General features: G+C 66.8%; 20 protein-coding genes and 1 pseudogene. 12 read left to right on the forward strand and 9 right to left on the reverse strand.

What is annotated here, in order from left to right:
* From QZ546_RS11545 to QZ546_RS11555, 3 genes and pseudogenes are all read left to right on the forward strand, one after another.
* Nucleotides 1-153 (forward strand): annotated as a pseudogene (locus QZ546_RS11545) (electron transfer flavoprotein subunit alpha/FixB family protein); the annotation flags it as partial.
* A 70-nt stretch (nucleotides 154-223) separates the two neighbouring features.
* Nucleotides 224-679, forward strand: a complete 456-nt coding sequence (locus QZ546_RS11550) for a hypothetical protein (RefSeq protein ID WP_294237466.1) — start codon at nucleotides 224-226, stop codon at nucleotides 677-679.
* A 73-nt stretch (nucleotides 680-752) separates the two neighbouring features.
* Nucleotides 753-1,802 carry a LacI family DNA-binding transcriptional regulator gene (locus tag QZ546_RS11555; protein WP_294237468.1) on the forward strand — a complete coding sequence of 350 codons (1,050 nt, stop codon included), beginning with the start codon at nucleotides 753-755 and terminating at the stop codon, nucleotides 1,800-1,802.
* A 29-nt stretch (nucleotides 1,803-1,831) separates the two neighbouring features.
* Here the strand turns inward: QZ546_RS11555 and QZ546_RS11560 are convergent, their stop codons facing one another.
* The 3 genes from QZ546_RS11560 to QZ546_RS11570 form a co-directional block, all read right to left on the reverse strand.
* Nucleotides 1,832-2,947, reverse strand: coding sequence for a glycoside hydrolase family 68 protein (locus tag QZ546_RS11560; protein ID WP_294237470.1), 1,116 nt, complete (start codon nucleotides 2,945-2,947; stop codon nucleotides 1,832-1,834).
* Between the two features lie 34 nt (nucleotides 2,948-2,981).
* Nucleotides 2,982-4,349 carry an MFS transporter gene (locus tag QZ546_RS11565; RefSeq protein WP_294237475.1) on the reverse strand — a complete coding sequence of 456 codons (1,368 nt, stop codon included), beginning with the start codon at nucleotides 4,347-4,349 and terminating at the stop codon, nucleotides 2,982-2,984.
* 145 nt (nucleotides 4,350-4,494) lie between these two features.
* A complete protein-coding gene (locus tag QZ546_RS11570) occupies nucleotides 4,495-4,812 on the reverse strand; it encodes a metalloregulator ArsR/SmtB family transcription factor (protein WP_294237478.1) in 318 nt (105 codons plus the stop codon).
* Between the two features lie 84 nt (nucleotides 4,813-4,896).
* On the opposite strand from QZ546_RS11570, the gene QZ546_RS11575 reads away from it, so the two are divergent.
* On the forward strand, nucleotides 4,897-5,844 hold the full coding sequence (locus QZ546_RS11575) for an acyl-CoA desaturase (RefSeq protein ID WP_294237481.1): 948 nt from the start codon (nucleotides 4,897-4,899) through the stop codon (nucleotides 5,842-5,844).
* Here the strand turns inward: QZ546_RS11575 and QZ546_RS11580 are convergent.
* Nucleotides 5,808-8,048, reverse strand: a complete 2,241-nt coding sequence (locus QZ546_RS11580) for a S9 family peptidase (RefSeq protein ID WP_294237484.1) — start codon at nucleotides 8,046-8,048, stop codon at nucleotides 5,808-5,810. The two genes, QZ546_RS11575 and QZ546_RS11580, sit on opposite strands and share 37 nt — an antisense overlap.
* Before the next feature lie 155 nt (nucleotides 8,049-8,203).
* On the opposite strand from QZ546_RS11580, the gene QZ546_RS11585 reads away from it, so the two are divergent.
* Entirely contained in the window at nucleotides 8,204-9,565 is a 1,362-nt protein-coding gene (locus QZ546_RS11585; protein WP_294237487.1) for an FAD/NAD(P)-binding protein, read from the forward strand.
* Nucleotides 9,566-9,689: 124 nt separating this feature from the next.
* On the opposite strand, the gene QZ546_RS11590 is transcribed toward QZ546_RS11585, so the two are convergent.
* Entirely contained in the window at nucleotides 9,690-11,201 is a 1,512-nt protein-coding gene (locus QZ546_RS11590; RefSeq protein ID WP_294237640.1) for a tryptophan halogenase family protein, read from the reverse strand.
* A gap of 199 nt (nucleotides 11,202-11,400) precedes the next feature.
* Between QZ546_RS11590 and QZ546_RS11595 the strand changes: the two genes are divergently transcribed.
* Complete coding sequence (locus QZ546_RS11595; protein ID WP_294237490.1) at nucleotides 11,401-13,965, forward strand: TonB-dependent receptor; 2,565 nt, start codon at nucleotides 11,401-11,403, stop codon at nucleotides 13,963-13,965.
* Between the two features lie 63 nt (nucleotides 13,966-14,028).
* Nucleotides 14,029-15,051, forward strand: coding sequence for a LacI family DNA-binding transcriptional regulator (locus tag QZ546_RS11600; protein WP_294237494.1), 1,023 nt, complete (start codon nucleotides 14,029-14,031; stop codon nucleotides 15,049-15,051).
* Nucleotides 15,052-15,121: 70 nt separating this feature from the next.
* Here QZ546_RS11600 and QZ546_RS11605 read toward each other — a convergent pair whose 3' ends face one another.
* Nucleotides 15,122-15,547: an organic hydroperoxide resistance protein gene (locus QZ546_RS11605; protein WP_294237496.1), complete on the reverse strand. Its 426-nt coding sequence runs from the start codon at nucleotides 15,545-15,547 to the stop codon at nucleotides 15,122-15,124.
* A 109-nt stretch (nucleotides 15,548-15,656) separates the two neighbouring features.
* On the opposite strand from QZ546_RS11605, the gene QZ546_RS11610 reads away from it, so the two are divergent.
* A complete protein-coding gene (locus QZ546_RS11610; RefSeq protein WP_294237499.1) occupies nucleotides 15,657-16,097 on the forward strand; it encodes a MarR family winged helix-turn-helix transcriptional regulator in 441 nt (146 codons plus the stop codon).
* Between the two features lie 48 nt (nucleotides 16,098-16,145).
* Here QZ546_RS11610 and QZ546_RS11615 read toward each other — a convergent pair whose 3' ends face one another.
* The 3 genes from QZ546_RS11615 to QZ546_RS11625 form a co-directional block, all read right to left on the reverse strand.
* Complete coding sequence (locus QZ546_RS11615) at nucleotides 16,146-18,539, reverse strand: hypothetical protein (protein ID WP_294237502.1); 2,394 nt, start codon at nucleotides 18,537-18,539, stop codon at nucleotides 16,146-16,148.
* A gap of 218 nt (nucleotides 18,540-18,757) precedes the next feature.
* Complete coding sequence (gene yghU / locus QZ546_RS11620; protein ID WP_294237505.1) at nucleotides 18,758-19,621, reverse strand: glutathione-dependent disulfide-bond oxidoreductase; 864 nt, start codon at nucleotides 19,619-19,621, stop codon at nucleotides 18,758-18,760.
* Nucleotides 19,622-19,695: 74 nt separating this feature from the next.
* Nucleotides 19,696-21,234 carry a glycosyltransferase family 39 protein gene (locus QZ546_RS11625; RefSeq protein WP_294237509.1) on the reverse strand — a complete coding sequence of 513 codons (1,539 nt, stop codon included), beginning with the start codon at nucleotides 21,232-21,234 and terminating at the stop codon, nucleotides 19,696-19,698.
* A gap of 201 nt (nucleotides 21,235-21,435) precedes the next feature.
* Between QZ546_RS11625 and QZ546_RS11630 the strand changes: the two genes are divergently transcribed.
* From QZ546_RS11630 to QZ546_RS11645, 4 genes are read left to right on the forward strand one after another with little or no spacing between them, the layout of a single operon-like run.
* Nucleotides 21,436-22,335, forward strand: coding sequence for a glycosyltransferase family 2 protein (locus QZ546_RS11630; protein WP_294237512.1), 900 nt, complete (start codon nucleotides 21,436-21,438; stop codon nucleotides 22,333-22,335).
* On the forward strand, nucleotides 22,310-23,110 hold the full coding sequence (locus QZ546_RS11635; RefSeq protein WP_294237515.1) for a ChbG/HpnK family deacetylase: 801 nt from the start codon (nucleotides 22,310-22,312) through the stop codon (nucleotides 23,108-23,110). The genes QZ546_RS11630 and QZ546_RS11635 overlap by 26 nt, the downstream gene beginning before the upstream one ends.
* 15 nt (nucleotides 23,111-23,125) lie before the next feature.
* Entirely contained in the window at nucleotides 23,126-23,677 is a 552-nt protein-coding gene (locus QZ546_RS11640) for a sigma-70 family RNA polymerase sigma factor (protein ID WP_294237517.1), read from the forward strand.
* Nucleotides 23,674-24,615, forward strand: coding sequence for a FecR domain-containing protein (locus tag QZ546_RS11645; protein WP_294237519.1), 942 nt, complete (start codon nucleotides 23,674-23,676; stop codon nucleotides 24,613-24,615). Before QZ546_RS11640 ends, QZ546_RS11645 begins: the two co-directional genes overlap by 4 nt.
* Nucleotides 24,616-24,629: the final 14 nt, after the last annotated feature.

Below are 24,629 nucleotides of genomic sequence, written 5' to 3' on the forward strand. Positions count from 1 at the left end.
TCGGGTGCGATCCAGCATCTGGCGGGGATGAAGGACTCCAAGACCATCGTCGCGATCAACAAGGACGAGGATGCGCCGATCTTCCAGGTGGCCGATATTGGGCTGGTTGGCGACCTCTTCACCGTCGTGCCGGAGCTGACCGACAAGGTCTGACGGCGGTTTGTCGATTTAAATGAGGATTAACGCCTCGAGGTTAGCTTAAGCGCGCTTCGAGGAGTGTCCTGTGAAACCGGCCGAGCCGCTTGCCCTGAACCATAGTTGGCCCCTGTTCGAACGCGGGCTGCGGTTCGATCTGGGCTTGGCCGATGCGCCGGATGTCGATGCCTTTCCGGCGAGCGACGACTGGCTCGCAAACCATGGCATCGGCCGGTGGCATTGCGATCTGGCGTCCCAGCGACTGGATTGGTCGCTGGGCGTCTATACGCTGTTCGGCTGGGCGCGCGACCGGCCGCTGGAACGGACGCAAGTCCTGCCCTGTTATCGCAGCGAATCCCTGTCGGCCGTCGAACGGTTGCGTGGCTATGCGATCCGCCACCGACGCGGTTTCACCATTGACGCGCAAATCCATACGTCGGACGGCGAGCGCTGGATGCGCGTGATCGGCGCGCCCCTCTGTCGGGATCAGCGGGTGGTGGCGCTACGTGGATGGAAAATCGACGTGACTGCGGAATATAGTTGATCCATGTGAGGAAAATGCGGGAATTACCGTTGCCTGCTTGTTTGGGAGCGGAAGGTCCGGTTAGCTTTCGGACATGACCGACAATATTACGGGAGGAGGCGATCGTCGCGTTCGGACGATCGCGGATTTGGCGCGGATGGCGGGGGTATCCCCGGGTACCGTTTCGCGGGCGCTGGCGGGCAAGTCGCTGGTCAACGCGGAAACCCGCTCGCGCATCCAGGCCTTGGCGGATCAGCATGGCTTTCGACCCAACCAGATGGCCAGCCGACTGCGTACCCGGCGAACCGGGGTGATCGGTATCGTGGTGCCGCTGGGCCATGATCGGCGCCAGCATTTGTCCGACCCCTTCTTCATGACCATGCTCGGCTATCTGGCCGATGCGCTGACCGAGAATGGCTATGACGTGATGCTGTCGCGCGTGATCCCGGACGCGGCCGACTGGCTGGACCGGGTGGTCGACAGCGGCATGGTCGACGGCGTCCTGCTGATCGGCCAGTCGAACCAATATGATGCGATCGAACGGGTCGCCCGGCGCTACCGCCCGCTGGTCGCCTGGGGCGTGACGTTGCCCGATCAGGTTCATGCGGCGATCGGTACGGACAATGCGGCGGGCGGCTATCTGGCGGGGCGGCGGCTGATCGAGCGTGGGTGCCGCCGCATCGCCTTTTTGGGCGATATCGGCGCGCCCGAAATCCGGCAGCGACATGACGGCGTCGCGCGGGCGATGGCCGAAGCGGGATGGCAGGACGGACCGGTGCAACTGCCCACCCATCTCGCATCCGACGACATGGAGCAGGAGATCGCCGCGCATATCGACGCGCTGCTGGAGCAGGGCGGTGGGGCCATGCCGCTCGACGGGATCGTCGCCGCCTCCGATATGATTGCGATGACGGCGGTACGCGTACTGGCCGATCGTGCGATCGCGGTGCCCGACACGCTGGCGGTGATCGGCTATGACGACCTGCCGCTTGCCGCGCAGGCGGTCCCGCGCATCACCACCATCCGCCAGGACATCGCCGCGGGCGCGCAGGCGATGGTCGATGCCCTGTTCGCCAGGATCGGCGGGCGAGAGGCGGGGTCGGTGATTCTCGACCCCGAACTGGTGCTGCGCGAGACGGCTTAGGGTCTGATCCAGCCAAGCTGGACCAGGCTCTAGGCGATCGTCACCCGGTCCCCGTCAAAGGCCAGGCGGAACCAGGGCGCGGCGGTGCCGCCGAAGCGGGCGCGGCGCAGGGCGGGGTCTTCGCTCGCGTCGCGGCCTTCCATGCCCCAATAATCGACGAAGCTGATGACATCGCCTTCGCCCGTCACCCACCAGCAATAGGCCTGGGTCGGCTCGGCGACCGGATTGCCCGCGACCAGTCCGGTGCCGTTGACCGGCCGCCAGGGCCCGGCGAAACGGTCGGCGACCATCGCATAGAGCCCGGTCGGCGCGCCGAGGCCGGGGGCGAAGCGCTTTCCTTGCGTCGACCAGAAGCAATAATAGTGGCCATCGCGCAGGATGATGTGCGGGCGCTCCAGTTCGCTGTTGACGCCCAGCGATTCGATCAGCGGCGGCTGGATCGTCCAGCCGTCGCCTTCGCGCTTGGCGACGCCGACGACACCGTCAATGTCCTGTTTGACCCAGCCCGCCGAGCCGACGAACAGCAGATATTCCGCGCCGTCCGCCGGATCGCGGAAATAACCGGGATCGCGAAAGCCCTTGATGCCGCCATTTTCGGGCTCTGCCTGATTGGCGACGATATAGTGATGGCCGTCCGCCGCGACGCTCTCGACCGGTTCGCTCCAGCCCTCGGTCCGGCCTTCGTCGGGCAGGAAGCGGCCGACCGTCTCGAACAGGCGCTGCTCGAAGGTACGAGGCTGGCCCCGCCGTCCCGAGGCGGTGAAATACATGGTGAGCGTGGTGTCGTCCTCGCCCAGCACCGCAGAGCCCGACCATTCGCGGCTGCCCGGCGTGAAGCCATCGGCAAAGGTCTCGCCATGGTCGCGCCAGCCGTCGGGCCCGAAGCTGGTCAGGCGGATGCGCGCTTCGTCATGGCGCATCTCGGGATCCTCGAAACGCGGCGTGGCGAGGAAGAACCACCAGCTGCGCCCCCCGAAAAAGGCCGTGCGCCCATCGGCATAGGCGATCTGCCACATGTCCCACAGGTCATGGTCGGGCAGGATCGGCACGACGTCGGCGGCGGTGAAGACGGGCAGGCGGGCATCGTCCTGGGCGGCGATCCCGGTCAACGCCTCGGCCGACCAATGGGCGGGGGTGATCGTCATGGAACCTCGAAAAAAACGGAGGGGAGGGGGAAGATCAGACTTGCGGTGCCGCGCCGAGCGGCAGGCCCTGCGCGTTGCGAGTGCGGACCGAATAGACGGAGATGGCCGCCAGCAGCATCAGCACGCCGCACAGCGTCAGGACGTTACGCGGATCGCCGGCCAGCCAGCTTTGGTAGAAGAGCGGCAGGGTCACGCCGAAGATCAGCATCGGGATGACGATCATCATGTTGAAGATGCCCATATAGACACCTGTCCGCTCCGGCGGGATCGAGCCCGCCAGGATGACGTACGGATTGCCCATCATGCTGGCCCAGCCCAGCCCGATGCCGATGGCGGGCAGGAACAGCATCGCCTTGCTGGTCATGTGCGGCATCACCATCATGCCGATGCCGGTGATGACCAGACAGGCGGCGTGGAGCGGCGCCGCGCCGATCCGCTTGGCGAGCGGCACCATGGCGAAGGCCGCGACGAAGGCGACGCCGTTATAGAAGGCCGCGACTTCGCCATTGGTCAGCACCGCAGCGTGGAAGCCCGACGAGGTCGCGTCGGCGGTGCCATAGACCGAACGGCCGATCGCGTAGATGACGTAATTCCAATAGGCCATCATGGCATACCATTGAAACAGGCTCATCAGCGCCAGCTTGCGCATCGGCAGCGGCATGGCGCGGATCGCGTCGCCGATTTCCTTCAACGTGGCGCCGATCCCCTTGGGCGCGGCGGCGATACGGGCGCGATCCTCCGGGGTCAGCGGCAGCTCGGGCACCCGCCGGATCGACCAGATGATGGTGATGAAGGACAGCGCCGCGCCGATCATGAACACCACGCGCGCCGTATAGGGGATATTGTGCCCGTCGACCCAGTCGGGGTTCATTCCCGCCCAGACCAGGATCGAGGGCGTCAGAAAGGCGAGCATCTGCGCCAGGCCGGTAAAGGCGCTCTGCGTCAGAAAGCCGATATTATGCTGCGACCCGTCCAGCCGGTCGGAAACATAGGCGCGGTACGGCTCCATGGTGATGTTGTTGCCAGCGTCCAGGATCCACAGCAGCGATACCGCCATCAGCAAGGACGAACTGAGCGGCATGAAGAACAGCCCCAGCGCGCAGAGCACCGCGCCGATCAGGAAATAGGGCGTGCGGCGTCCCCAGCGGCTGTCCGTCCGGTCGCTCATGGCGCCGATCAGCGGCTGGATCAGCAATCCCGTCATCGGCCCGGCCATTTGCAGCAGCGGAATCTGCGCCTCGGACGCGCCGAGATAGCTGTAGATCGGCGCCATATTCCCCTGTTGCAGCCCGAAACTGAACTGCAGACCCAGGAATCCCAGGTTCATCTCCAGGATGCGGGTCAGCGACAGCCTTGGCTTGAACGGTGCCATGGTTCCGGCGGCGGGGGGGGACGGGGTCATGCGGGTCCTCTCGCACGCGGGGGGATGGGCCATGGTCTATCGCTGGCTTGCCGCGTCGGGCCCATCATGGCGCGGTCGGATGCGGATTGCAACAAACGATTGCAATGGAAATCGACAGATGGTGCAATCAGGATTTCTGAAGAGCTTAAGGCGTCTCCTCGCCCTTGCGGGCCAGCGCGGCGCTTTCGCGCTTCAACGGGCGGGCGACCGGGCAGACTTCCTGCACAAATCCGTTCAGTGTGTTGGTCAGGCTCTCTGGCACCAGACGATAGAAGACGAATTGTCCGCGCTTGTCGCTGGCGACCAGTCCCGCGGCTTCCAGAATGGACAGATGCTGGGAAATCGACGGCTTGGCCATGTCGAAGCGCGAGGCGATGTCGCCCGCGCTCAACTCGGCATGGGCCAGATAGGCCAGGATGCGGCGGCGGGCCGGATTGGCGAGCGCCTCGAACACACGTTGCATATGTCGTCATTTAGGCAATTCGCTAAGCGTTGACAAACGTCGTTCGGCATTTAGGAATATACCTAAATATATAGGGAGCGCTGGATGACTTGCCGTTCGACGATGCGGATGATCGCCTTGCCCGACAGTGACGCATGTGAGGGCCGGGTGCGATGGGCGCCGATACGCTCGCTATGGATGATCGGCATGACCGGATCGGCGCTGGTGCTGGCGCCCCTTACCGTCACGCCCGGCGCGGTGCTGCTCTGGCTGGCGACCTCGGCGGTGACGCTCTGTCTGGGGCATTCGATCGGTATGCACCGCTTGCTCATCCATCGCAGCTTCACGGCACCGCTCTGGTTCGAGCGGGTGCTGGTCTATCTAGGGACGCTTGTCGGCATGGCGGGGCCAATGGCTATGGTCCGGCAACATGACATGCGCGACTGGGCGCAACGGCAGGTGGAGTGCCACGACCTCCACGCCCACCGGGCGCCGTTTTTCCGCGACGCCTGGTGGCAGATGCATTGCCGCCTCGACCTGGCCCATCCGCCCCGCTTCGTGCCCGAGGCGCGGCTGAGGGACGACCGCTTTCTGGCCTGGCTGGAGCGGAGCTGGATGGCCCAGCAAATTCCTTGGGCGCTGCTGTTCCTATGGGCGGGTGGCTTGCCCTGGCTGGTCTGGGGCGTGCCGATGCGGGTGGCGGTGGGCGTGACCGGGCACTGGTTGGTCGGCCATATCACCCACCGGCGCGGACCCCAGGGATGGAGCGTCGACGATGTCGCGGTACAGGGTTACGACCTGCCCGCCGCTGCGCTGATCACCTTTGGCGAGGCGTGGCACGGCAATCACCACGCCTGGCCAGATTCGGCACGGCTGGGCATCGAGCCGGGTCAGCATGATCCGGGTTGGTGGGTGCTGCTGGGCTTGCGCCGCCTTGGGCTGGTCCGCGACCTGAAAGAACCGGCGATGCTGTCTCCGCGCGAAGGCTTGCGCCGGGCGGCGGAGACAGCGACTGCTCACCGTCCGCCGGGCGGCAGGTTCGTCTCCAGATAGCGGGTCATCAGCGAATAGAGGTGGATGCTGGTATTCTCGCCCTCATAGATGCCGTGGCTGCGGTCGGGATAGGCCATCATCGTGAACGGCTTGTTGAAGTGGATCAGCCGGTCGACCAGCTGATCCTGGTTCTGGTAATGGACATTGTCGTCCAGCGTGCCGTGGATCAGCAGCAGATTGCCCTTCAACCGGTCGGCGAAGGTGATCGGCGAGCCGTTCTTATAGCCTTCCGCATTGTCCTGCGGCAGGCCCATATAGCGTTCCTGATAGATGGTGTCGTAGAGCTTCATGTCGGTGGGGCCTGCCACCGCGATGCCGGTCTTGTAGAGGTCCGGATAGCGGAACATCGCATTCTGGGTCATCGCGCCGCCGCCGCTCCAGCCCCAGATGCCGATCCGCGCGGGATCGATATAGGGCCGGGTGGCGAGCATCTTCTGCACGCCCGCCGCATAATCGGCCGAGGCGAGGATGCCGACCTGGCGATAGATGATCTTGCGCCAGTCATGGCCGCGCGGGGTGGCGGTGCCACGCGGGTCGAGGCTGGCGACCAGATAGCCCTTCTGCGCCAGCATCCGATGCCACAGCCCCTGCGACCCCGCCCAGCGATCCGCGACCGTCTGGCCCCAGGGCTCGCCATAGACGAAATAGAGGATCGGATAGCGCTTGGCCGGATCGAAGTGGGGCGGCTTGATCAGCCAGCCGTCGAGCTGCGTGCCGCCGCCGATATCGACGCGGAAGAACTCGGTGGCGGGCAGGCCGGTGTCCGCCACGACCTTGGTCAGCGGCGCATTGGCGGCCAGCGTGCGCAGCGGCTGCTGGCGGGTCATGTCGAGCATGTCCGTCATTGGCGGCGCATCGAAGCGCGACACGGTATGCAGCGCCCAATGCTCGCCCGGCGCGATGTCATAGCTGTGCGTGCCCGGCTGGCCCGCCGGGGTCAGTCGCTCGACCTTGGGCGCGCCCGACAGGGTGGTACGGTACAGGTAACGCTGGGTCGGATTGTCGGGCGAGGCGATGAACCAGGCATAGCCCGCCTTCTCGTCGACGTTCAGCAGCTCGACCACGTCGAACTGGCCCGGCGTGCGTAGCGTCGCGCGGCCGCTCGCCCGGTCGATGGTGTAGAGGTGGCGCCAGCCGTCGCGCTCGGACAGCCAGGTGAAGCTGCGCCCGCCGTTCAGCCATTCGGGCGCGACATTGGCCTCGACCCAGGCGGCGTCCTTTTCGACCATGATCGGTTTGACCGCGCCGGTCGCGGGATCGCCGAGCAGGACATTGTACGTGTTCTGGAGCCGGTTGGACTGCTGGATGAACAGCGCCTCCGATCCGCCCGCCCAGCTGATCTGCGGCACGTAATTCTGGCGCGGATCGCCGGCCAGCTTGAACCAGCGGGTCGCACCGTCGGCCACGTCGATCGCCCCGACCGTCACCGCCGAATTGGTCGTGCCCGCCTTGGGATATTGCAGCGGGATCACCTGCGAATATTGGCCGCCGGTGTTCTTTATCATGTCGAAGGTGCCGACGCCCTTCGTATCGAAGCGCAGAAAGGCGATGCGGCGCGAGTCCGGGCTCCATTCGAACGCGCGGTGGACCGAGAATTCCTCTTCATAGACCCAGTCGGCCAGGCCATTGACGACATAATCGTCGCCGTCCCGGGTCAGCGCGACCGGTGCGCCGCCCGCGATCGGCTCCACATAGATGTTGTTCGCGCGGACATAGGCGATCCGGCTATTGTCGGGCGAGATGGTCGCATAGAGCAAAGTCGAGGGGGCGGCGTCCGGCCCGACCTTGTGCAGGCGGCGATTGGCGACGTCGTAGAGCCAGTAATCGGACAGCGCATGGGTCCGGCGGAAGCGCTTGCCATTGGTCTGGATCAGCAGCCATTTGTCGTCCGGCGACCATTCATAGCTGTCGATGTCGAGCGGCGCGGTCGCGCCCGGCGGGATCAGGTCGGCGGCGGCGATCACCACCTCGCGGCGGCCATCGGCGATGCGATAGCGGACGATGTCCTGCCCGCCCTTGGGTGCGGCTTCGAGCGCGAGATAGCTTTCGCCGTCCTTGCTCCAGCGGCTTTCGCGGACCGATTCCGTGCGCACCGCGCCGGGCCCGAAAATCCCCTCGACCGACAATGGCGCGGGCGTCGTCACCTGCGCGGCGAGCGGTACCGCCAGCGCGATCGAGGACAGGGAAACCAAAAATCCGGACATCCGCCAGCACGACCGCATCGACCCATTCACTCCACTGTGTATGTCGCGGAGCCTAACGGCTGCCTGGATAATCGTATACTGAAATAAGCGTGAAGCGGCGCACCATTCCGTTTAGAGGGAAATGGTTCGCGATCGGGAAGGGATGGACTGGCTTCATGACGGCGGGGATCGACCATGTCGCGATCATCGGCGGCGGCTTTGCGGGGACGCTGCTGGCCATCAATCTGGTCCGCCATGGCGGGCCGCGTGCAACCCTGATCGAGCGGCGCGCCAACCAGCTGGCGCGCGGCGTCGCCTATAGCGCGGCCCATGCCGAGCATCTGTTGAACGTACGGGCGGGCAATATGAGTGCGCTGCGCGACGATCCGGATCATTTCGTCCGCTGGCTGGTCGCGCGTGGGGCGGGGGACGCCAGGACCTTCGTGCCGCGCCGTGTGTATGGCGACTATCTGCGCGACCTGCTCATGGAAACGATCGCGGCGGACCCCGCCCGGTTGACGCTGGCCAGCGGCGAGGTCGTTGGGCTGGAGCGGGACGGCGTCGGTTATCGCCTGGCCATGGCGGAGGGGCAGGCTGTCGCGGCCGATGCGGTCGTGCTGGCGCTGGGCAATCTGCCGCCGCACACGCCGCCCGGAATCGACCCGGCCGCGCTGGCGGAGGGATGCTATCGCGAAGACCCCTGGGCGGGCGATATTGCCGAGGGGCTTGGCGATGATGACCGGGTCTTGCTGGTCGGCAGCGGACTGACCGCGATCGACGCAGCCCTGCTGCTGGACGCCAGCGGTTTTGGCGGGCGGACGATCGCCATCTCGCGCCGGGGGCTCGCGCCGCGCCGCCATGCCGATGCGCCGCCCTTAACCCCCTTGCGCGAACGGCCTGCCGCCAGCCTGTCGGCGCTGGTCCGGCATGTGCGCTGCGCCGCCACCGAGCAGGGCTGGCGCGGCGCGGTCGACGCGTTGCGGCCCGTGACCCAGATGATGTGGGGGGCGGCGGACGGTGCGACGCGCGCGCGGTTCCTGCGGCATTTGCGCCCCTATTGGGATGTCCATCGCCACCGGCTCGCCCCCTCGGTCGCGGACCGGGTGGAGGCGCTGGTCGAGGCGGGCCGCCTGTCGATCGCGGGCGGCAAGCTGGTCAGGGTCGAGCCGGACGGGCAGGGCGCCATGGTCCACTGGCGACCGCGCGGGCAGGCGGCGGTGGAGACGCTGCACGTCGCGCGGATCGTCAACTGCACCGGGCCGCAGGGCGACCTGCTGCGCTCGCGCGAGCCGCTGATCCGACAGCTGCTGGCCGAGAGCATGATCCGGCCTGACGCCCTGCGTATCGGGCTGGAGGTGGATGCCCAGAGCCATGTCGTCGCGGCCGATGGCGGCGTGGACGACCGGCTCTACTGCATCGGCCCGATGACGCGCGGCGGACTGTGGGAGGTCGTGGCGGTGCCCGACCTGCGGCAGCAGAATTGGGAATTGGCGCGGCGGCTGGCCCATGCGCAATGGGTCGGTGGCGAAGGGCTTTAACAAATTCCTCCCCTGGAAGGGGAGGGGGACCATGCGCAGCATGGTGGAGGGGTGTCCCGCTCTCGATAGGGCGACACCCCTCCGCCTGGCCTTCGGCCTGCCACCTCCCCTTACAGGGGAGGAATTACGGTGTCGCCCCGATCTTCTTCAGCCAGTCCCCATGGCTCGGCATCGACTCCGCCATCTGTCCGATCGCGCCAGCCAGCTTGCCAACGAACGCCCGGCTCTGTGCGGGGTCGCCATAGGCGAGCAGCGGGTCCAGCCCCTCGGGCAGGTTGAACTGGCCGAGATGCACCGCCGCCCAGCTGGCCGGGCCGAACAGGTCCATGTCGCGCGCGACCAGCCGTCCGGCGGTGCGGAAATGCGCGATCTTCATCGCCAGCGTGTCGGGGATCGCCATCGCCGCGCATTCGCGCCAGAGCGGCGCGTCCGTCCGCTCGGTCAGCTTGTAATGCAAGATCAGGAAGTCGCGGATCCGCTCATATTCGGTGATCGCGACGCGGTTATACTCCCGGATCCCCTCTGGCTCGAACGTTCGCGTCGGGAAATAGGCGAGCAGCTTGGCGATGCCCGCCTGGATCAGGTGGATGCTGGTCGACTCCAGCGGCTCCATGAACCCGCTCGACAGGCCGATGGCGACGACGTTGCGGTTCCATAGCAGCTTGCGCCGCCCCGTCGTGAAGCGCAGGAAACGCGGATCGCCCAGCGCCTCTCCGTCGAGGTTCGCCATGAGAGTCGCGGCGGCCGCGTCGTCGGAGATATGGCGGCTGCAATAGACATAGCCATTGCCGGTGCGGTGCTGGAGCGGGATGCGCCATTGCCAACCGGCTTCCCGCGCGGTTGACCGGGTATAGGGCGTCAGGCCGTCACCGCCGGTCACGCACGGCGCCGCAACTGCGCGGTCGCAGGGCAGCCAGTGCGTCCAATCCTCATAGCCGGTGCCCAGCGCCTCCTCGATCAGCAATCCGCGAAAGCCCGAACAGTCGACGAACAGATCGGCCTCCAGCACCCGTCCGCCCTCCAGCGTGACCGAGGCGACATGACCGCGCGACGGCTCCAGCGTATGGCCCGCGATCTTGCCCTCGACCCGCACCACGCCCCGCGCCTCGGCATAGCGACGGAGGAACCCGGCATAGAGCCCGGCATCGAAATGATAGGCATAGTCGAAGGTCGAGGCGACGCTGCGCGGATCGGCCATCGGTGCCGCGAACCGCCCGCGCTGGCCCGCGCCCCAGGCCATGGAGAGGTCGTCGAGCGCCACGCCGCTCTCCGGCCCGCCGGCCGCCAGCCAATGCTGATGCACCGCGACCAGATCGAAGGATTTGCCGTGCGTGCCGAAGGGGTGGAAATACCGATGCCCCTCGCGACCCCAACCGACGAATTCGATGCCCAGCTTGAAGCTGCCCTTCGTCTTGCGCAGGAATTCGGCCTCGTCGATGCCGAGCGTCTGGTTGAACAGCCGGATCGGGGGAATGGTCGCTTCGCCGACGCCGACCGTGCCGATGGCGTCCGACTCCACCAGCGTGATCGACAGGCCTCTGGGCATCGCATGGGCGAGCGCGGCGGCCGTCATCCATCCGGCGGTGCCGCCGCCGACGATCGCGACCGAGCGAATGGCATCGGGGGCAGGGGGCATCATCGGCATCTCTCTCCTTGGGCGTTTCCGGCCGCACGCACCTTATCGTGCTCGCCAGCCGGGCGCCGCTGTGCTTTCTCGATCACAGATAGCTAAATTTCTTTGCAAAGGTTTGCAATGGACCATTGCAAACGATTGCTCATAGGAATAGCGAGGCTGCACGAAATCCCGGACATCGGGACGAATCAGGAGAGGGTGTATGACGACGAGCGTTCTGCGGTCCTGTGGATCCATGGCAGCTTTGGCGATGGCGCTGGTGAGCGCCCCGGCTTTCGCACAGACCGCCGCGGCACCGGCCGCCGCGCCGCAAGCGGGTGCGATCCCCGATGCCGGTGCATCCAGCGAGGATATCGTCGTCACCGCGACCAGCGGCGAGCGTTCGCGTTTCCGCAGCTCGATCTCGGTGTCCCAGGTCAGCCAGGAGGCGATCCAGAATTTCACGCCGCGTTCGACCGCGGAAATCCTGCGCAACATCCCCGGCCTTCAGCCCAGCGATACCGCGGGCCCGGGCGGTAACGCCAATATCGGCGTGCGCGGCATTCCGGTGTCGACCGGCGGTTCCGAATATGTCTCGCTGCAGGAAGACGGCCTGCCCGACGTGCTGTTCGGCGACATCAACTTCGGCAACAACGACTATTGGATCCGCTTCGACCAGAATATCCGCACCGTGGAAGCGGTTCGCGGCGGTTCGGCCTCGACCTTCGCCAGCCAGGCGCCGGGTGCGGTCATCAACTTCATCAGCAAGACCGGTGACGTGAAGGGCGGCCAGATCGCCTATTCCAACGGCCTGGGCTTCCGCGAGCATCGCCTCGACTTCGACTATGGCGGTCCGATCGACGACACGACGCGCTTCCATGTCGGCGGCTATGTCCGCAACGGCGGCGGCTACACCAACGAGAATTTCAACATCCTGCGCGGGTATCAGATCAAGGCGAACATCACCAAGGATCTGCCCGACAATCGCGGTTTCGTGCGGCTGTATTTCAAGCGGCTGGACGAGCAGGCGCCGACCAACACCACCACGCCGACGCTGGCGACGCTGGACGGCAACCGCGTGACCGGCTTCACCCCGCTGCCCAATTTCGACGGGCGTTCGGGGTCGGCCTATACGATCTACAACCGCAACTTCCAGTATCTGGACTATGACAATGGCGGCGTGAAGTCGGCCGAGGTGCAGGGCATCCACCCGCGCGTCACGGGCATCAGCGGCCAGGTCCATTACGACTTCAACGACAATATCTCGCTCGACGACACGATGCGCTATCAGTGGATCAGCGGGAATTTCACGACCCAGTTCATCAACGTCCAGACCCGGCAGAATACCGTGGCGGGTGTTTCGTGCGCCGCGAATTCGCCCAGTGCCAATGGTCTGATTGGTTCGTGCGTCAACGGCCAGACGGTCGGCTCGATCCGCTATGCAGCGGGGCCGAACGCCGGCCAGCTGTTCACCGGGCCGTACATCAACAACAATCCGAACATCAACGTGTTCATGAAGAACATGGACAATTTCGCCAACAACCTGACCCTGAACGGCAAGTTCCAGGTCGGGCCGGGCAAGGCGCGGGTCACCGCGGGCCTGTTCGTCATGCGCCAGAACATCGTCCAGGACTGGCACGTCAACCGTCAGTATAGCGAGCTGAACGGCGAGAATGCTGCGCCGCTCGACCTGTTCTCGACCACCGGCACGCAGCTGACTGCCGCGGGCCAGGCCGGGTTCAACGACAATTGGGGCAGCTGCTGCGCCCGCCGCGTCGACCTGACCTATACCGACGTCGCGCCCTTCCTGCAGGCGGGCTATGAAGTCGGCGGCCTGAACCTCGATGCGTCGATCCGCTATGACAGCGTGCACGGCGAAGGCACCGCGCAGGGCGGCGTAGCCGGTCCGAACACCCGCGTGTCGGATGCGCTGGGCTCCGCGCTGATCCCGTCGCTGGTGCTCAGCCCGAGCGTCGAGAAGGTCAACTATACCGATGGCTATGTCAGCTGGTCGGTCGGCGCGCTTTATGCCTTCGACAGCAACACCAGCGTGTTCGTCCGCGCCAGCCGTGGCGGTCGCTTCAACGCCGATCGCCGTGTCCTGTCGGGCAACTTCAACGCCGACGGTTCGCTGAACAGCCAGGGTCAGGCGACCTCGGTCAATTACCTGAACCAGCAGGAAGTCGGCCTGAAGCAGCGCGGCGGCCTGGGTGGTGCGTCCTACTCGGTCGAAATCACCGGCTTCCACTCGACGCTGACCGAGAACAATTACGACTTCACCCGCATCAACAACCCGGCGCCGAACAACAACCCGAACATTTCCAACGGCTATCGCTCCTGGGGTGTCGAGTTCAGCAGCCGCGTGACCTATGGCAACTTCCACCTGTCGGTCGATGCCACCTATGCCGCGTCGAAGATCACGAGCAGCGCGACCTCGGCACTGGTCGGCAACAAGCCCGGCGGTCTGCCCGACTTCCTGTTTGTCGTGTCGCCCTCCTATGATGCCGGCCCGGTCGCCTTCGGCGTCAGCATGAACGGCCAGACCAGCACCAAGTCGGACGACTTCAACCTCTACACGATCAAGGGATCGACCTTCTTCAACGGCTTCGTGACCGTGCGGCCGATGGACAAGCTGGAGATCGGCCTGAACGCCAACAACCTCTTCAACAAGCTGGGTTTCCGTGGCGGCGGCGGGCTGTTCCCGGTCCTGTCCTCGACCCAGGCGGTGTTCAACAATACCGCGCTCTACGGGCGCACGGTGACGGCCTCGATCCGTTACCGCTTCTAAGCCTTTGTCCCCCGGGGCGGATGTCACTTGGCATCCGCCCCATTTTTCGTTCAGGGGGCCATGATGGCCGACGCGTCCCCACCTGCCCGCACCCTGAAGGATATCGCCCGGCTCGCGGGCGTATCGCCCGGCACCGTCAGCCGTGCGCTGGCCGGCAAGAGCGTCGTCAATGCCGAGACGCGCCAACGGATCGAGGCGCTGGCCGCCGAGCATAATTTCCAGATCAACCAGATGGCGCGCCGCCTGCGCGCACAGCGGACGGGCGTGATCGGCATCGCCATCCCGCTGGGCCATGAACGGCGCCAGCGGCTGTCCGACCCCTTTTTCATGACGCTGCTCGGCCATCTTGCCGACGAACTGGCGGCGCGCGACCATGACGTGATGCTGTCGCGCATCATTCCCGACGATGACGACTGGCTGTCCCGGATCACCCGGTCGGGCATGGTCGACGGCGTCGTCCTGATCGGCCAGTCGGACCAGCTGCCGGTGATCGAGGCGGTGGCCGAAACCTATCTGCCGCTGGTCGTCTGGGGCAGCACCATGCCGGGCCAGCGCCACTGCGCGGTCGGCGTTGATAACCGGCTGGGCGGACGGTTGGCGGGCGAGCATCTGATCGCGGGCGGGCGACGCCGTATCGCCTTCATGGGGGAGATCCGTACCCTGGAACTGACACAACGCCATGCGGGACTGTGCGATACCATGTCGGAGGCGGGCCTGCCGCCGCCCCATCAACTCGACGTCGCGCTGGCGCCCGAACTGATGCCCGATCAGATTCAGGCCAATCTGGCGCGGCTCCGCGACGACGGCGTGACGATCGACGGGATCGTCGCGGCGTCGGACATGATTGCGCTGGCGACGATGACGGCGTTGATCGCGGGCGGCCGGTCGGTGCCCGGCGATGTCGCGGTGACGGGGTTCGACGATTTGCCGCTCGCCGAGCGGGCCATTCCCCGGCTGACCACCATCCGGCAGGATCTGGAAGCAGGGGCAGCGGCGATGATCGCAGCGCTGTTCGCGCGGCTGGACGGGCGCGCGGCGCCAGGACTGGAAATGCCCCCGCGCCTGATCGTGCGCGATTCCGCCTGACCCCGAAAAACGGTGCGGCCTCGGGTAAGCGTTGGCCGCACCATCAGGTTTAGGGGGGCGGTATCGAGCGTCAGGCCAGCGTCAGGCCGACGTTCACATTGCCACGCGTGGCGTTCGAATAGGGGCAGATCTGGTGCGCGGCTTCGACCAGCTTCTCGGCCTCGGCTCGATCGATACCCGGCAGATCGACGGTCAGGTCGGCGGTGATGCCGAAACCACCCGCCGCGCGCGGACCGATGCCGATCCTGGCCGAAACCGCGACATCGTCGGGGATCTTCACCTTCAACTGCTGGCCCGCGACCTTCAGCGCGCCGATGAAGCAGGCCGAGTAACCGGCCGCGAACAGCTGTTCGGGATTGGTGCCATCGCCGCCCGCACCGCCCAGTTCGCGCGGCGTGGAAAGCTTGACGTCGAGCGCGCCGTCCGCAGTGCTGGCATGGCCGTCACGGCCGCCGGTGGCGCGTGCCTGGGTCTCGTACTTCACGTCGATCGTCACACTGTTTCTCCGATAATGTTTATCGCGATACATATATGTGTCGTGCGATCGCCCTTGTCCAGCGCTTCTTTTATCGCGATATGAATTTCATTCTAACGGGAGATGGCGGATGACGGCCCCCTGGCCGCTCGACGAACAGCTGTGCTTTGCCCTGTATTCGGCGAACATGGCGATGCAGCGCACCTACAAGCCCATGCTCGACCGGCTGGGCCTGACCTATCCGCAATATCTGGCGCTCTTGGTCCTGTGGGAGGAGGACGGGCGGACGATCGGTGCGATCGCCCAGCGGCTGGGGCTGGAGTCGAGCACGGTGACGCCGCTCGTCAAGCGGCTGGAGGCCGGCGGAATGCTGGCACGCGAGCGCGATCCCCATGACGAGCGCCAGGTCCGTGTGCGGCTGACCCCGGCGGGACAGGCGCTGCGCGACCAGTGCGGATGCCTGGGCGAAGAGGTGCTTGCGCGAACGGGCATGAGCCTCGATCGCCTAGGCGGTCTGCGCGACGACGTACAGCTGCTCCGCCAGCTGCTGGAGCGGGGCGAGGGGGCGTGATCCTGCTCGACCGTCCCCGACACGCGAAGCTTTGCTGGCGGGAAAGGCTTACCGCTTCTCCGCCATCGTAAACACCACGCCCGGGGCATCGCGTAGCGCCAGATAGAGCGCCCCGTCCTTGGGCTCCGGCACCGTCAGGCGCGCGGCCGTAAAGCCCGCCGGAACGCTGACCGCGCCCGCCATGTCGGGCGTGGCGGCGACGCGGTCGATCAGGAACAGGTCGCGGCCCTCGATCCAGCATCCGGCGGCTTCGCACCCGCCACCGTCGATGCGCGGCAGGCGGACCAGCGTGGCGAGCGGCGTCCAGTCGCCCTTGATGCCGCCGCGAACGACGCGGTAGCGTAGCGCGCCCGCCGCCGCCGGGCCCAGCCGGGCTGAGTCGAGCGTGGCGACCGCGACATCCGGCGAAGACAGCCGCACGTCGCGCCCGCCCTCCAGCGTGACCGAGGCACTGTCATCGGCGGTCGCGATCTCGATCGCATCGGCTGGCGAGAGCTTCGTTCCTGCATTGGCCCGGACCGAGAAGGTCAGCCGGGCACTGTCGGGCAACACCGTCTCGTCGCGGGTCGCAAGCGCGACGGCGGACGCGCCGTCCTTGGGCGACAGGCTTCGCGCGATCAGCGTCGCGGCGGGGCGCGGCGGGGCGGCGGTGATCGGCACCGACAGGCTGCGTCCATCGGTCAGCCGGATTTTGGCGCTCGTCCCATCCGGCACGCGATTGTCGGCGGCGGTCGCGACCAGCCGGTCGGTGTCGCCATCGCGGGTCAGTTCGCCCGGAGAGAGGCGTATGTCGCCGATCTCGACCCCGGCGATTTCGTCCAGCCGCTGGCCGGTCAGGGTGACGAAGCGGTCGCCCTTGGCCAGCGTCACCGTGTCGATCCGGCTGGCAGGGGAATAGGCGCGCAGCGTCAGGGAGCGGGGCACGGTGTCGCCGACCTGCTGGATGTCCAATATGATCTCGCCCGACCGCGCGCCTTTGAGCGGCAGGGTGGCGGTAATGCCGTCCGCGCCGCGCATCGTGAACGGCACCTGCTGTGGCGCGGCGCTGCCCATCCGCATTGTCACGGCGGTGACGCAGGCCGCCGCCGGACCGTTCAGCGCGACGTTGTTGTCGCGTCCGACCACCAGGCTCTGCCCGGCATCGATCGCGCGCCAGTCGCCTTTCCCGGGGAATTGCAGCGTGAAGCTCGGCCCCTCGAACCCGTCGAAACCCCATTGTCCGTGCAGCTTGGCCGGCACATTGCCCGACAGCGTGCCCGCCGGCAGCGGCTGGTCCAGGACATAGCCGCCCCGATCGGCGCGGGCGCGGACGGGCAGGTCGATGGTCTTGCCGTCAGGACCGGTGATCGACACCGTCATGTCGCGCGCAAAACCGGTCGAATAGATCAGCGGCGCACCCTCCACCGGCAGGACCAAGCCGGGCTTGGCCCCGCACAGGGGGGCATCGCCAGTCACGCGCAGGCGCGGCGGACTGGGGGCGTCGATAGCGGGCATCGCGGCGACCAGCACCGATTTGGGCTTGGCAAAGGACGGCGCGGCATTGAGCAGCAGTGACATCCGCTCGCCATCGCGGGTGGCCAGCGTCGGCAGATAGCCGAATTGCGGATTGCCGAACGCACCGAACACGCGCGCGATATCGCGGATGACGCCGATATAGGGGCTGTAATAGCCCAGTCCCGCCTCGCGCGTATAGCTGACCTGCAAGGCCAGGTCGGTCGGCGCGCCGACCAGCGTGTCGGTCATCGAACTGCTGTGAATGTCGGCCAGCACCAAGGCATCGCGATTTTCGAGCAGGCAGGCCGCCTGCAACTCGATGACGCGCGCCAGGCAGTCAGGGTTCAGCTTGATCGCCAGGCTGTTCGACAAGGCGGGGGCCAGGGTGCGCAGGAACTCCGGATGACTGTTTTCCTGCGCGCGGATCGCCGCGACGAAGGCATTGAGCCGCGACCGGTCGAGCGATGCCTGGTTCAGGTCCTGCACCGCGCGAACGAATTCGCCGGGCCGGTCGCGCACCGCATCGACGATGGTGCCCGACGCGCCGCCCGTCTCGGGCACCAGGAACAGCGCCATCTGCCGCGCGCCCTTGGGCACAGTCAGGGTCAGGCGGCGATCCTTGTCCTTGGGCTTCCAGGTCTCGGCCGACTGGACCCAGTCCTTGGGCGGCGGATTGGTCGCGCCGCTGAGAAACGCCGAGAACAGGATGTAGCGCGTGCGCTGGTCCTTGGGCAGGTCTGCTTCGATCGTCAGCGTGTCGCCGGTGGCGAGATTGGGAACCGCGCCGATGGGCAGCGTCCGGTCGCCGCGCGTGACCGAGATGCGCAAAGCTGGCCCCGGCAGGTCGAAGGGGGCCGGATCGGCGGCACAGAGCGGGCTTTCGACCAGCGCGGCGGCGGCCAGTGCAAGCGCCATCAGCGGGCGGGGGAGGCGGTGGCGGGGGAGCATAGGGGACTTAATGCCCAGTCCGCCCGGAGGATCAACCCACGCGCGGCAAATGACATACAAGCGTCATTTTCAATCCTCCCCAAGCTTGCTTGGGGAGGGGGACCGCCGCGAAGCGGTGGTGGAGGGGCGAGCCCGCCAACGGTTCCGCCTTTGGCGGCCCCTCCACCAGCCTGCGGCTGGTCCGCCTCCCCATCGAAGACGGGGAGGATTTGGGAGGGTCAGGCCAGCTTGTCGGCCGTGCGCAGGTCGAAATCGTTGGCGTCATGCCGCTCGGGGAGTTGTTCGGACGGCTCGCCGAAGGTTCGGTTCACCATCCGCCCCCGCTTCACCGCCGGACGCTCGTCCAACTCCCGGGCCCAGCGCAGGACATGGGTATACTCCTGCACCTGCAGGAACTCGGCCGCGTTATAGAGCCTGCCCAGCACCAGCTGACCGTACCAGGACCAGATTGCCATGTCGGCGATGCTATATTCGTCGCCCGCCACATAGGCGTTGTGCTCCAGCTGGCGGTTGAGCACGTCGAGCTGGCGCTTGGCCTCCATGGCATAGCGGTCGATCGCATATTCGATCTTTACCGGCGCATAGGCATAGAAATGGCCGAAGCCGCCGCCCAGGAAGGGCGCGCTGCCCATCTGCCAGAACAGCCAGGACAGGACGCGCGCCTTGGCGGCGGGATCGGTCGGCAGGAAGGCGCCGAAGCTCTCGGCCAGATGGGTCATGATCGCGCCGGACTCGAAGATGGCCAGCGGCTCGGCCTTGCGCCGGTCGACCAGGGCGGGGATCTTCGAGTTGGGGTTGATCGCGACGAAGCCGCTGCCGAACTGATCGCCCTCGGAAATGCGGATCAGCCAGGCGTCATATTCGGCGTCCTTGTGCCCGGCGGCGAGCAGCTCCTCGAGCAGGATCGTGACCTTCACGCCATTGGGCGTGCCCATCGAATAGAGCTGGAGCGGATGCTGGCCGACGGGCAGGTCCTTGTCATGGGTCGGGCCGGCGACCGGACGGTTGATGGAGGCGAACTGGCCGCCATTCTGCTTGTCCCAGGTCCAGATGGCGGGTGGGGTGTAGGCGTCGTCGCTCATAGGCTTATCGCTCCATCAGGGTTCGGCGCGGCAGATGGGGCGGGGTATTCCCTAAAACAACCTCGCCCGTGTCTTTATTTCGAAGGCGGAACGGGCAGGTCGCGGCGGACATACAGGATCTCGTGACGCTCCTCGCGCGGGATCGACAGGACGGGGCGATAGTCGCGGGCAAGCGCGCGGCGCATCTGTGCCTGCGTCGCTTCGTTCCAGGGCGAGAAGGGCTCGTCCAGCGTCACGATGGCGGGCGGCCGACGGGCCAGGATGCGGGCGACCTCGCTAGCCTCGTCGATGCCAATCGCGCCCCGTTCCGCCTCATAGGCGAGCGATGAGGGGAAGGCATAGGCGGTCGGCACGCACCCGCCCGACAGGTGGTAGAGGCTGGAATCCCCGGCAAAGACATAGGGGCATTCGCGCCCGTCCACCGCCGCCATCACGCGCGCCATACGACGGATGCCGTCCCCCTCGCTCGGATCGTTGGTAAGCGCATGGAAGACGAACAGCCCGGCCCCGATCGCGAACACCGCCGCGATCGCCCGGCGGCGCATCGCGAAGGCGGGCGCCGCGGCGATACAGAGTGGCGCGACCAGCGGCAGGGCATAATGGTCGAAAAACGCGCCGATCATCGCAAAGGCGACGAAGGCGAAGGCCAGCCAGATACGGGTCAGCGTCAGCCCCTCGCGCCGCGGCCCCCTGACCCAGGCGAAGACCGCACAGGCGATCAGCGGCAGCAACTGACCGCCGATGCCCGCCAGCCGCCCGACGATCTTGGCGGCCGGATAGCCGCGCCGGAGCGTGATCGAGGTGAAGTTGGCGAACCAGAAGGCGTCGAAGGTGGTGGTGTCGCTCGCCCAGAAGTGCAGCACGACGAGCGCGGTCGGCAAAACGCCCAGCGCCATCCAGGCCAGCGCGGCGACCGCTATGACGAGCAGGTTGGCCCGCGCGCGCCGGAGATACCAGAGATGCGCCAGGCCGAAAAACGCACCCTCGACCAGCGGCGTATATTTGATCTGGATCGCGATACCCGCCAGCAGGCACGCGACCGCGCCGCTGGCGACGATCAAGCCGACCGCCCGCCGCTCGGCCAGGCGGGGCAGTTCCAGCGTCAGCACCGCCGCCGCCGTCATCGCCAGATTGTAGAAGACCGGCGACTGTCCGCTGCCGCCGCTGAGCAGCGGCAGCCACAGGATATAGGCCGCCCCCGCCGCCAGTCCGGCGGGTGGTGCCAGGGCCATGCGCCGTGCCGCCAGCCAGATCAGCCAGCCCGTCGCCGCCGCACATGCCGTGCCGACCAGCTGATAGGCCAGGAAGCCGTCGCCCGGCAGCAGCCGGAACCCAGCGAACAACAGGAACAGCCCCGGCGGCTTGCGGTCCCACAGGTCGATATAGAGCCGCGCGCCATGCAGGATGCGGTCGCCGACCAGCAGATAATATTGCTCGTCCACATGCGCGACCGGATTGCCGAAATCCCGCATCCGCGTCAGCACGGCGAACAGCAGCAGGGCCAGCGCCGCGCCCCATGTTTCGTCGAGATTCGCGATGTAGCGCGGTGTCGTGCGGCTTTGGGTGATTTCCGTCATCGCGGCACGTTCCGAGCAATCCAGTGGTCCGGTCACGCCCATGTCACCCCAGGCGGTCGTTTCGCAAAGAAAATCGGCGTTGTTCCCGGCACGTAAAAAATAATTCGTTCACGATGTCCGGTTGGGCCGAGCGCGCGGCGTCCTAGCCATGAAACACCCCGATCGGCGCGCTCGCGCCCCGGGCCGGGGGGCTTCGGCAACAGGGGTGTTGTGGGTTTAGTCGGCGGGGTGGGATTAATGCTGCTCGATGCGGAAGGCGCAGCCTGGCGGAATGCCAAGGCCTATGCCGATGCGGGACGATCGGATCAGGTGGGTGCCTATGTCGCACCGTGCTGGACCGTGATCGTGCCCTTCTTCAACGAAGAGGCACATCTGGCCGCAACGTTGGAGAGCCTGGCGGCACAGACCGTCCGGTTCCGGCTGGTCCTGGTCGACAATGGTTCGCTGGACGCCAGCCTGCGCGTCGCGACCGAGACGTGCGAGCGGCTAGGCCTCGACCACATCCTGCTGCATCAGGGTTTGCCGGGCAAGATCAACGCGTTGCACCTCGGTCTGGACCATGTCCATACCCGTTTCGTTGCGACCTGCGATGCCGACACCCATTATCCGGCGACCTATCTGGCGCAGGCCCAGGCGCTGCTGGAAAAGCCGGGCTGCGTCGTGGCGGGTGCCTATTTCATCGCGCCGGGGGATGGCGAGGCGGAGCGCCGTCGCGAGTCCACCGCGATCCGCCTGGCCGCGCGCGTCCTGCCGCGCCAGTGCCATGCGGGCGGCGCCGGCCAGGCCTTCCAGACCGAGGCGCTGAAGGCGGCGGGTGGGTTCGACCCGCGCCGCTGGAACTATGTGCTGGAGGATCACGAGGTGATCCACCGCGTGATGCGCCACGGCACGATGGGCTATGCCGACGGCTTCTGGTGCGTCCCCTCCGACCGCGAGCGGGACAGGGACTCGATCCGCTGGACGCTGACCGAGCGGCTGGTCTACAGCATTGCGGCGCCGTTCGCGGGGGACTGGTTCTTCTACGATTTCCTGGCGCGGCGGCTGAAGGCGCGGCGTCTGACCACCGAGCGGATGCGCGAAAAGGCCTATCAGCATCTGGCGGGGGTCGTGGGTGAACCGGCTTATTCTTTGCGCTGACGATTTCGCCTTTTCCACCGACGATAGTCGCGTCATCGCCGAGCTGCTTGGCGCGGGAAAATTGAACGCCACCAGCTGCATGACCCTTCGTCCCAATTGGGCGGAGGACAGCGCGATGCTGCGCGACGTGCCCGACACCGCGCAGATCGGCCTGCACCTGACCCTGACCGAGGAAGCGCCGGTCCACCCCAATGGCTTTACGCAAGATGGGGTGATGCCGGGGATCGACCCGCTGACCCGAATGGCGTCGCGCGGCCAGCTCGACGCGAACGAGATCCGTCGCGAGGTCGAGGCGCAGTTCGACCGGTTCGAGGACGCGATGGGACGTCCTCCGGCGTTTGTCGACGGGCACCAGCATTCGCACGCACTGCCCGGCATCCGGCCGATCGTGCTGGAGATCACCCGGCTTCGCGCCCCCCAGGCCTGGCTTCGCACCTGCGAGGACCGTCTGGGCGCGCTGCTCGGCCGCCCCTGGCGCGGCAAGGCGATCGGCAGTGCCTATCATTCGCGCGGCTTTGCCCGTGCGGCCGAGGCGGCGGGGCTGCGCTGCAACCGCGGATTTGCGGGCCATTACGGCTTTGACGGCCGTTTCGCCCAGGCCTTGCCGCGTTTTCTGGATCATGCCGGTCTCCATCATCTGGTGATGTGTCATCCCGGCGCGGGGACGCGCGCGGGCGATGCCATCGCGGCGGCGCGACGGGACGAGGCCGATGTCTTGCGCGCCGTTTCGGTGTCTGACATGGCGGCGCAATGCGGGTTGGCCTTCGCCGCCTGATACGGGGACGGCCGATTGGGTAGTCAGGGTCTGGAGGGCCGGTTCATGGAGGCGCGGCCGCTGCTGCGCCGCCTGCTGGCCGCCCGGCTGGGCTCGGCGGACGATGCCGAGGACGCGCTCCAGGATCTGTGGATGCGCGTCGCCGACCTGGACGCGACCCAGATCGAGCAGCCCATTCCCTTTCTCTGCCGGATGGCGACGAACCTGGCGACCGACCGCCGCATCGCCGCTGCCCGGCGCGGTGCGCGCGACGGCGCCTGGGAAGAGGTACAGCCGCAATCGGGCGAATATGCCGATCCCGAACGCATCGCGCTGGGGCGGAGCGAATTGGCGGAGGCACAGGCGCTGATCGCCCGGATGCCCGATCGGATGCGCGAGGCGTTTACGCTGTTCCGCTTCGAGGAGCAGCCGCAGCGCGTCATCGCCGAGCGGATGGGCATCACGGTCAGCGCGGTCGAGAAGCTGCTGCGACGCGCCTATCAATTTTTGCAGGAAAATCGTGACGCACAGGGTGCGGATCGGATCGGTCGGCGTCGTCCTGACAGTGAAGGGATCGGAAACGCGTGACGCTGGAGGAACAGGCGATCGATTGGCACATCCGGCAGCGCGACATGAGCGCGGCCGAATGGGAAGCCTTTGCGACGTGGCTGGAGGAAAGCCCGGCCCATGCGTGCGCCTATGACAGGGTCGCCATGGCCGATGCCCAGCTGGTCGCGCCGCCCGCCGATGCCGCTCCTGTCGACACGATTCCGGCGGTGCCGGTGGCGGCGAACGACAATGCAGGCTGGGGGCGCTGGTGGTTGATGGGCGGCGTCGCGGCGGCCGTGGCGCTGGTCGCGGGGCCGGTCGTGTTGCGCTCGCGTCCCGATATCCGGATCGAGCAGACGGCGCCCGGCGAAACCCGGCAGATCGCGCTCAACGACGGAACGCGGATCGAGCTGGCGGGGGGCTCGCGGCTGCGCTTCGATCGGAACGACACCCGCACCGCGACGCTGGAGTCCGGCCAGGCGCTGTTCCATGTCCGCCACGATCCCTCCGCCCCCTTCGAACTGCGCTCGGGGGACGTCACCATCCGTGACATGGGCACCGTGTTCGACGTGCGGCGGCAGGACGGGCGTCTGGACGTGTCGGTGGCCGAGGGTTCGGTCGCGCTTGCACCCATGGGGCAGCGGGTCGCGCTGGCGGCCGGGCAGGGGGTCCGGCTGGACGAGACGAGCCGCATGATGCGCCGGGTGGCGGTCGATCCGGCGACGGTCGGCAGCTGGCGCGGCGGTATCTTGGATCTGGACGGAGAGACCGTCGGGGCGATTGCCGAGCGATTGCATTCCGCTTATGGCTTCCCCATCGCGGTGGAGGGACCACTGGTCGATCGCAGCGTCACGGGCCTGGTTCGGATGACGGGTGAGGCCGACAAGGATGTCCCGCGTCTTGCGAAGCTGATCGGGGCGGGGTGGCACCAAAGCGGTGGGAAGTGGATTTTGCGGGCGTTGGACGGGGAGCGTTGATCGCGGCCTTTTGG

Source organism: uncultured Sphingomonas sp. (genome assembly GCF_913062585.1).
Classification (GTDB): Bacteria; Pseudomonadota; Alphaproteobacteria; order Sphingomonadales; family Sphingomonadaceae; genus Sphingomonas.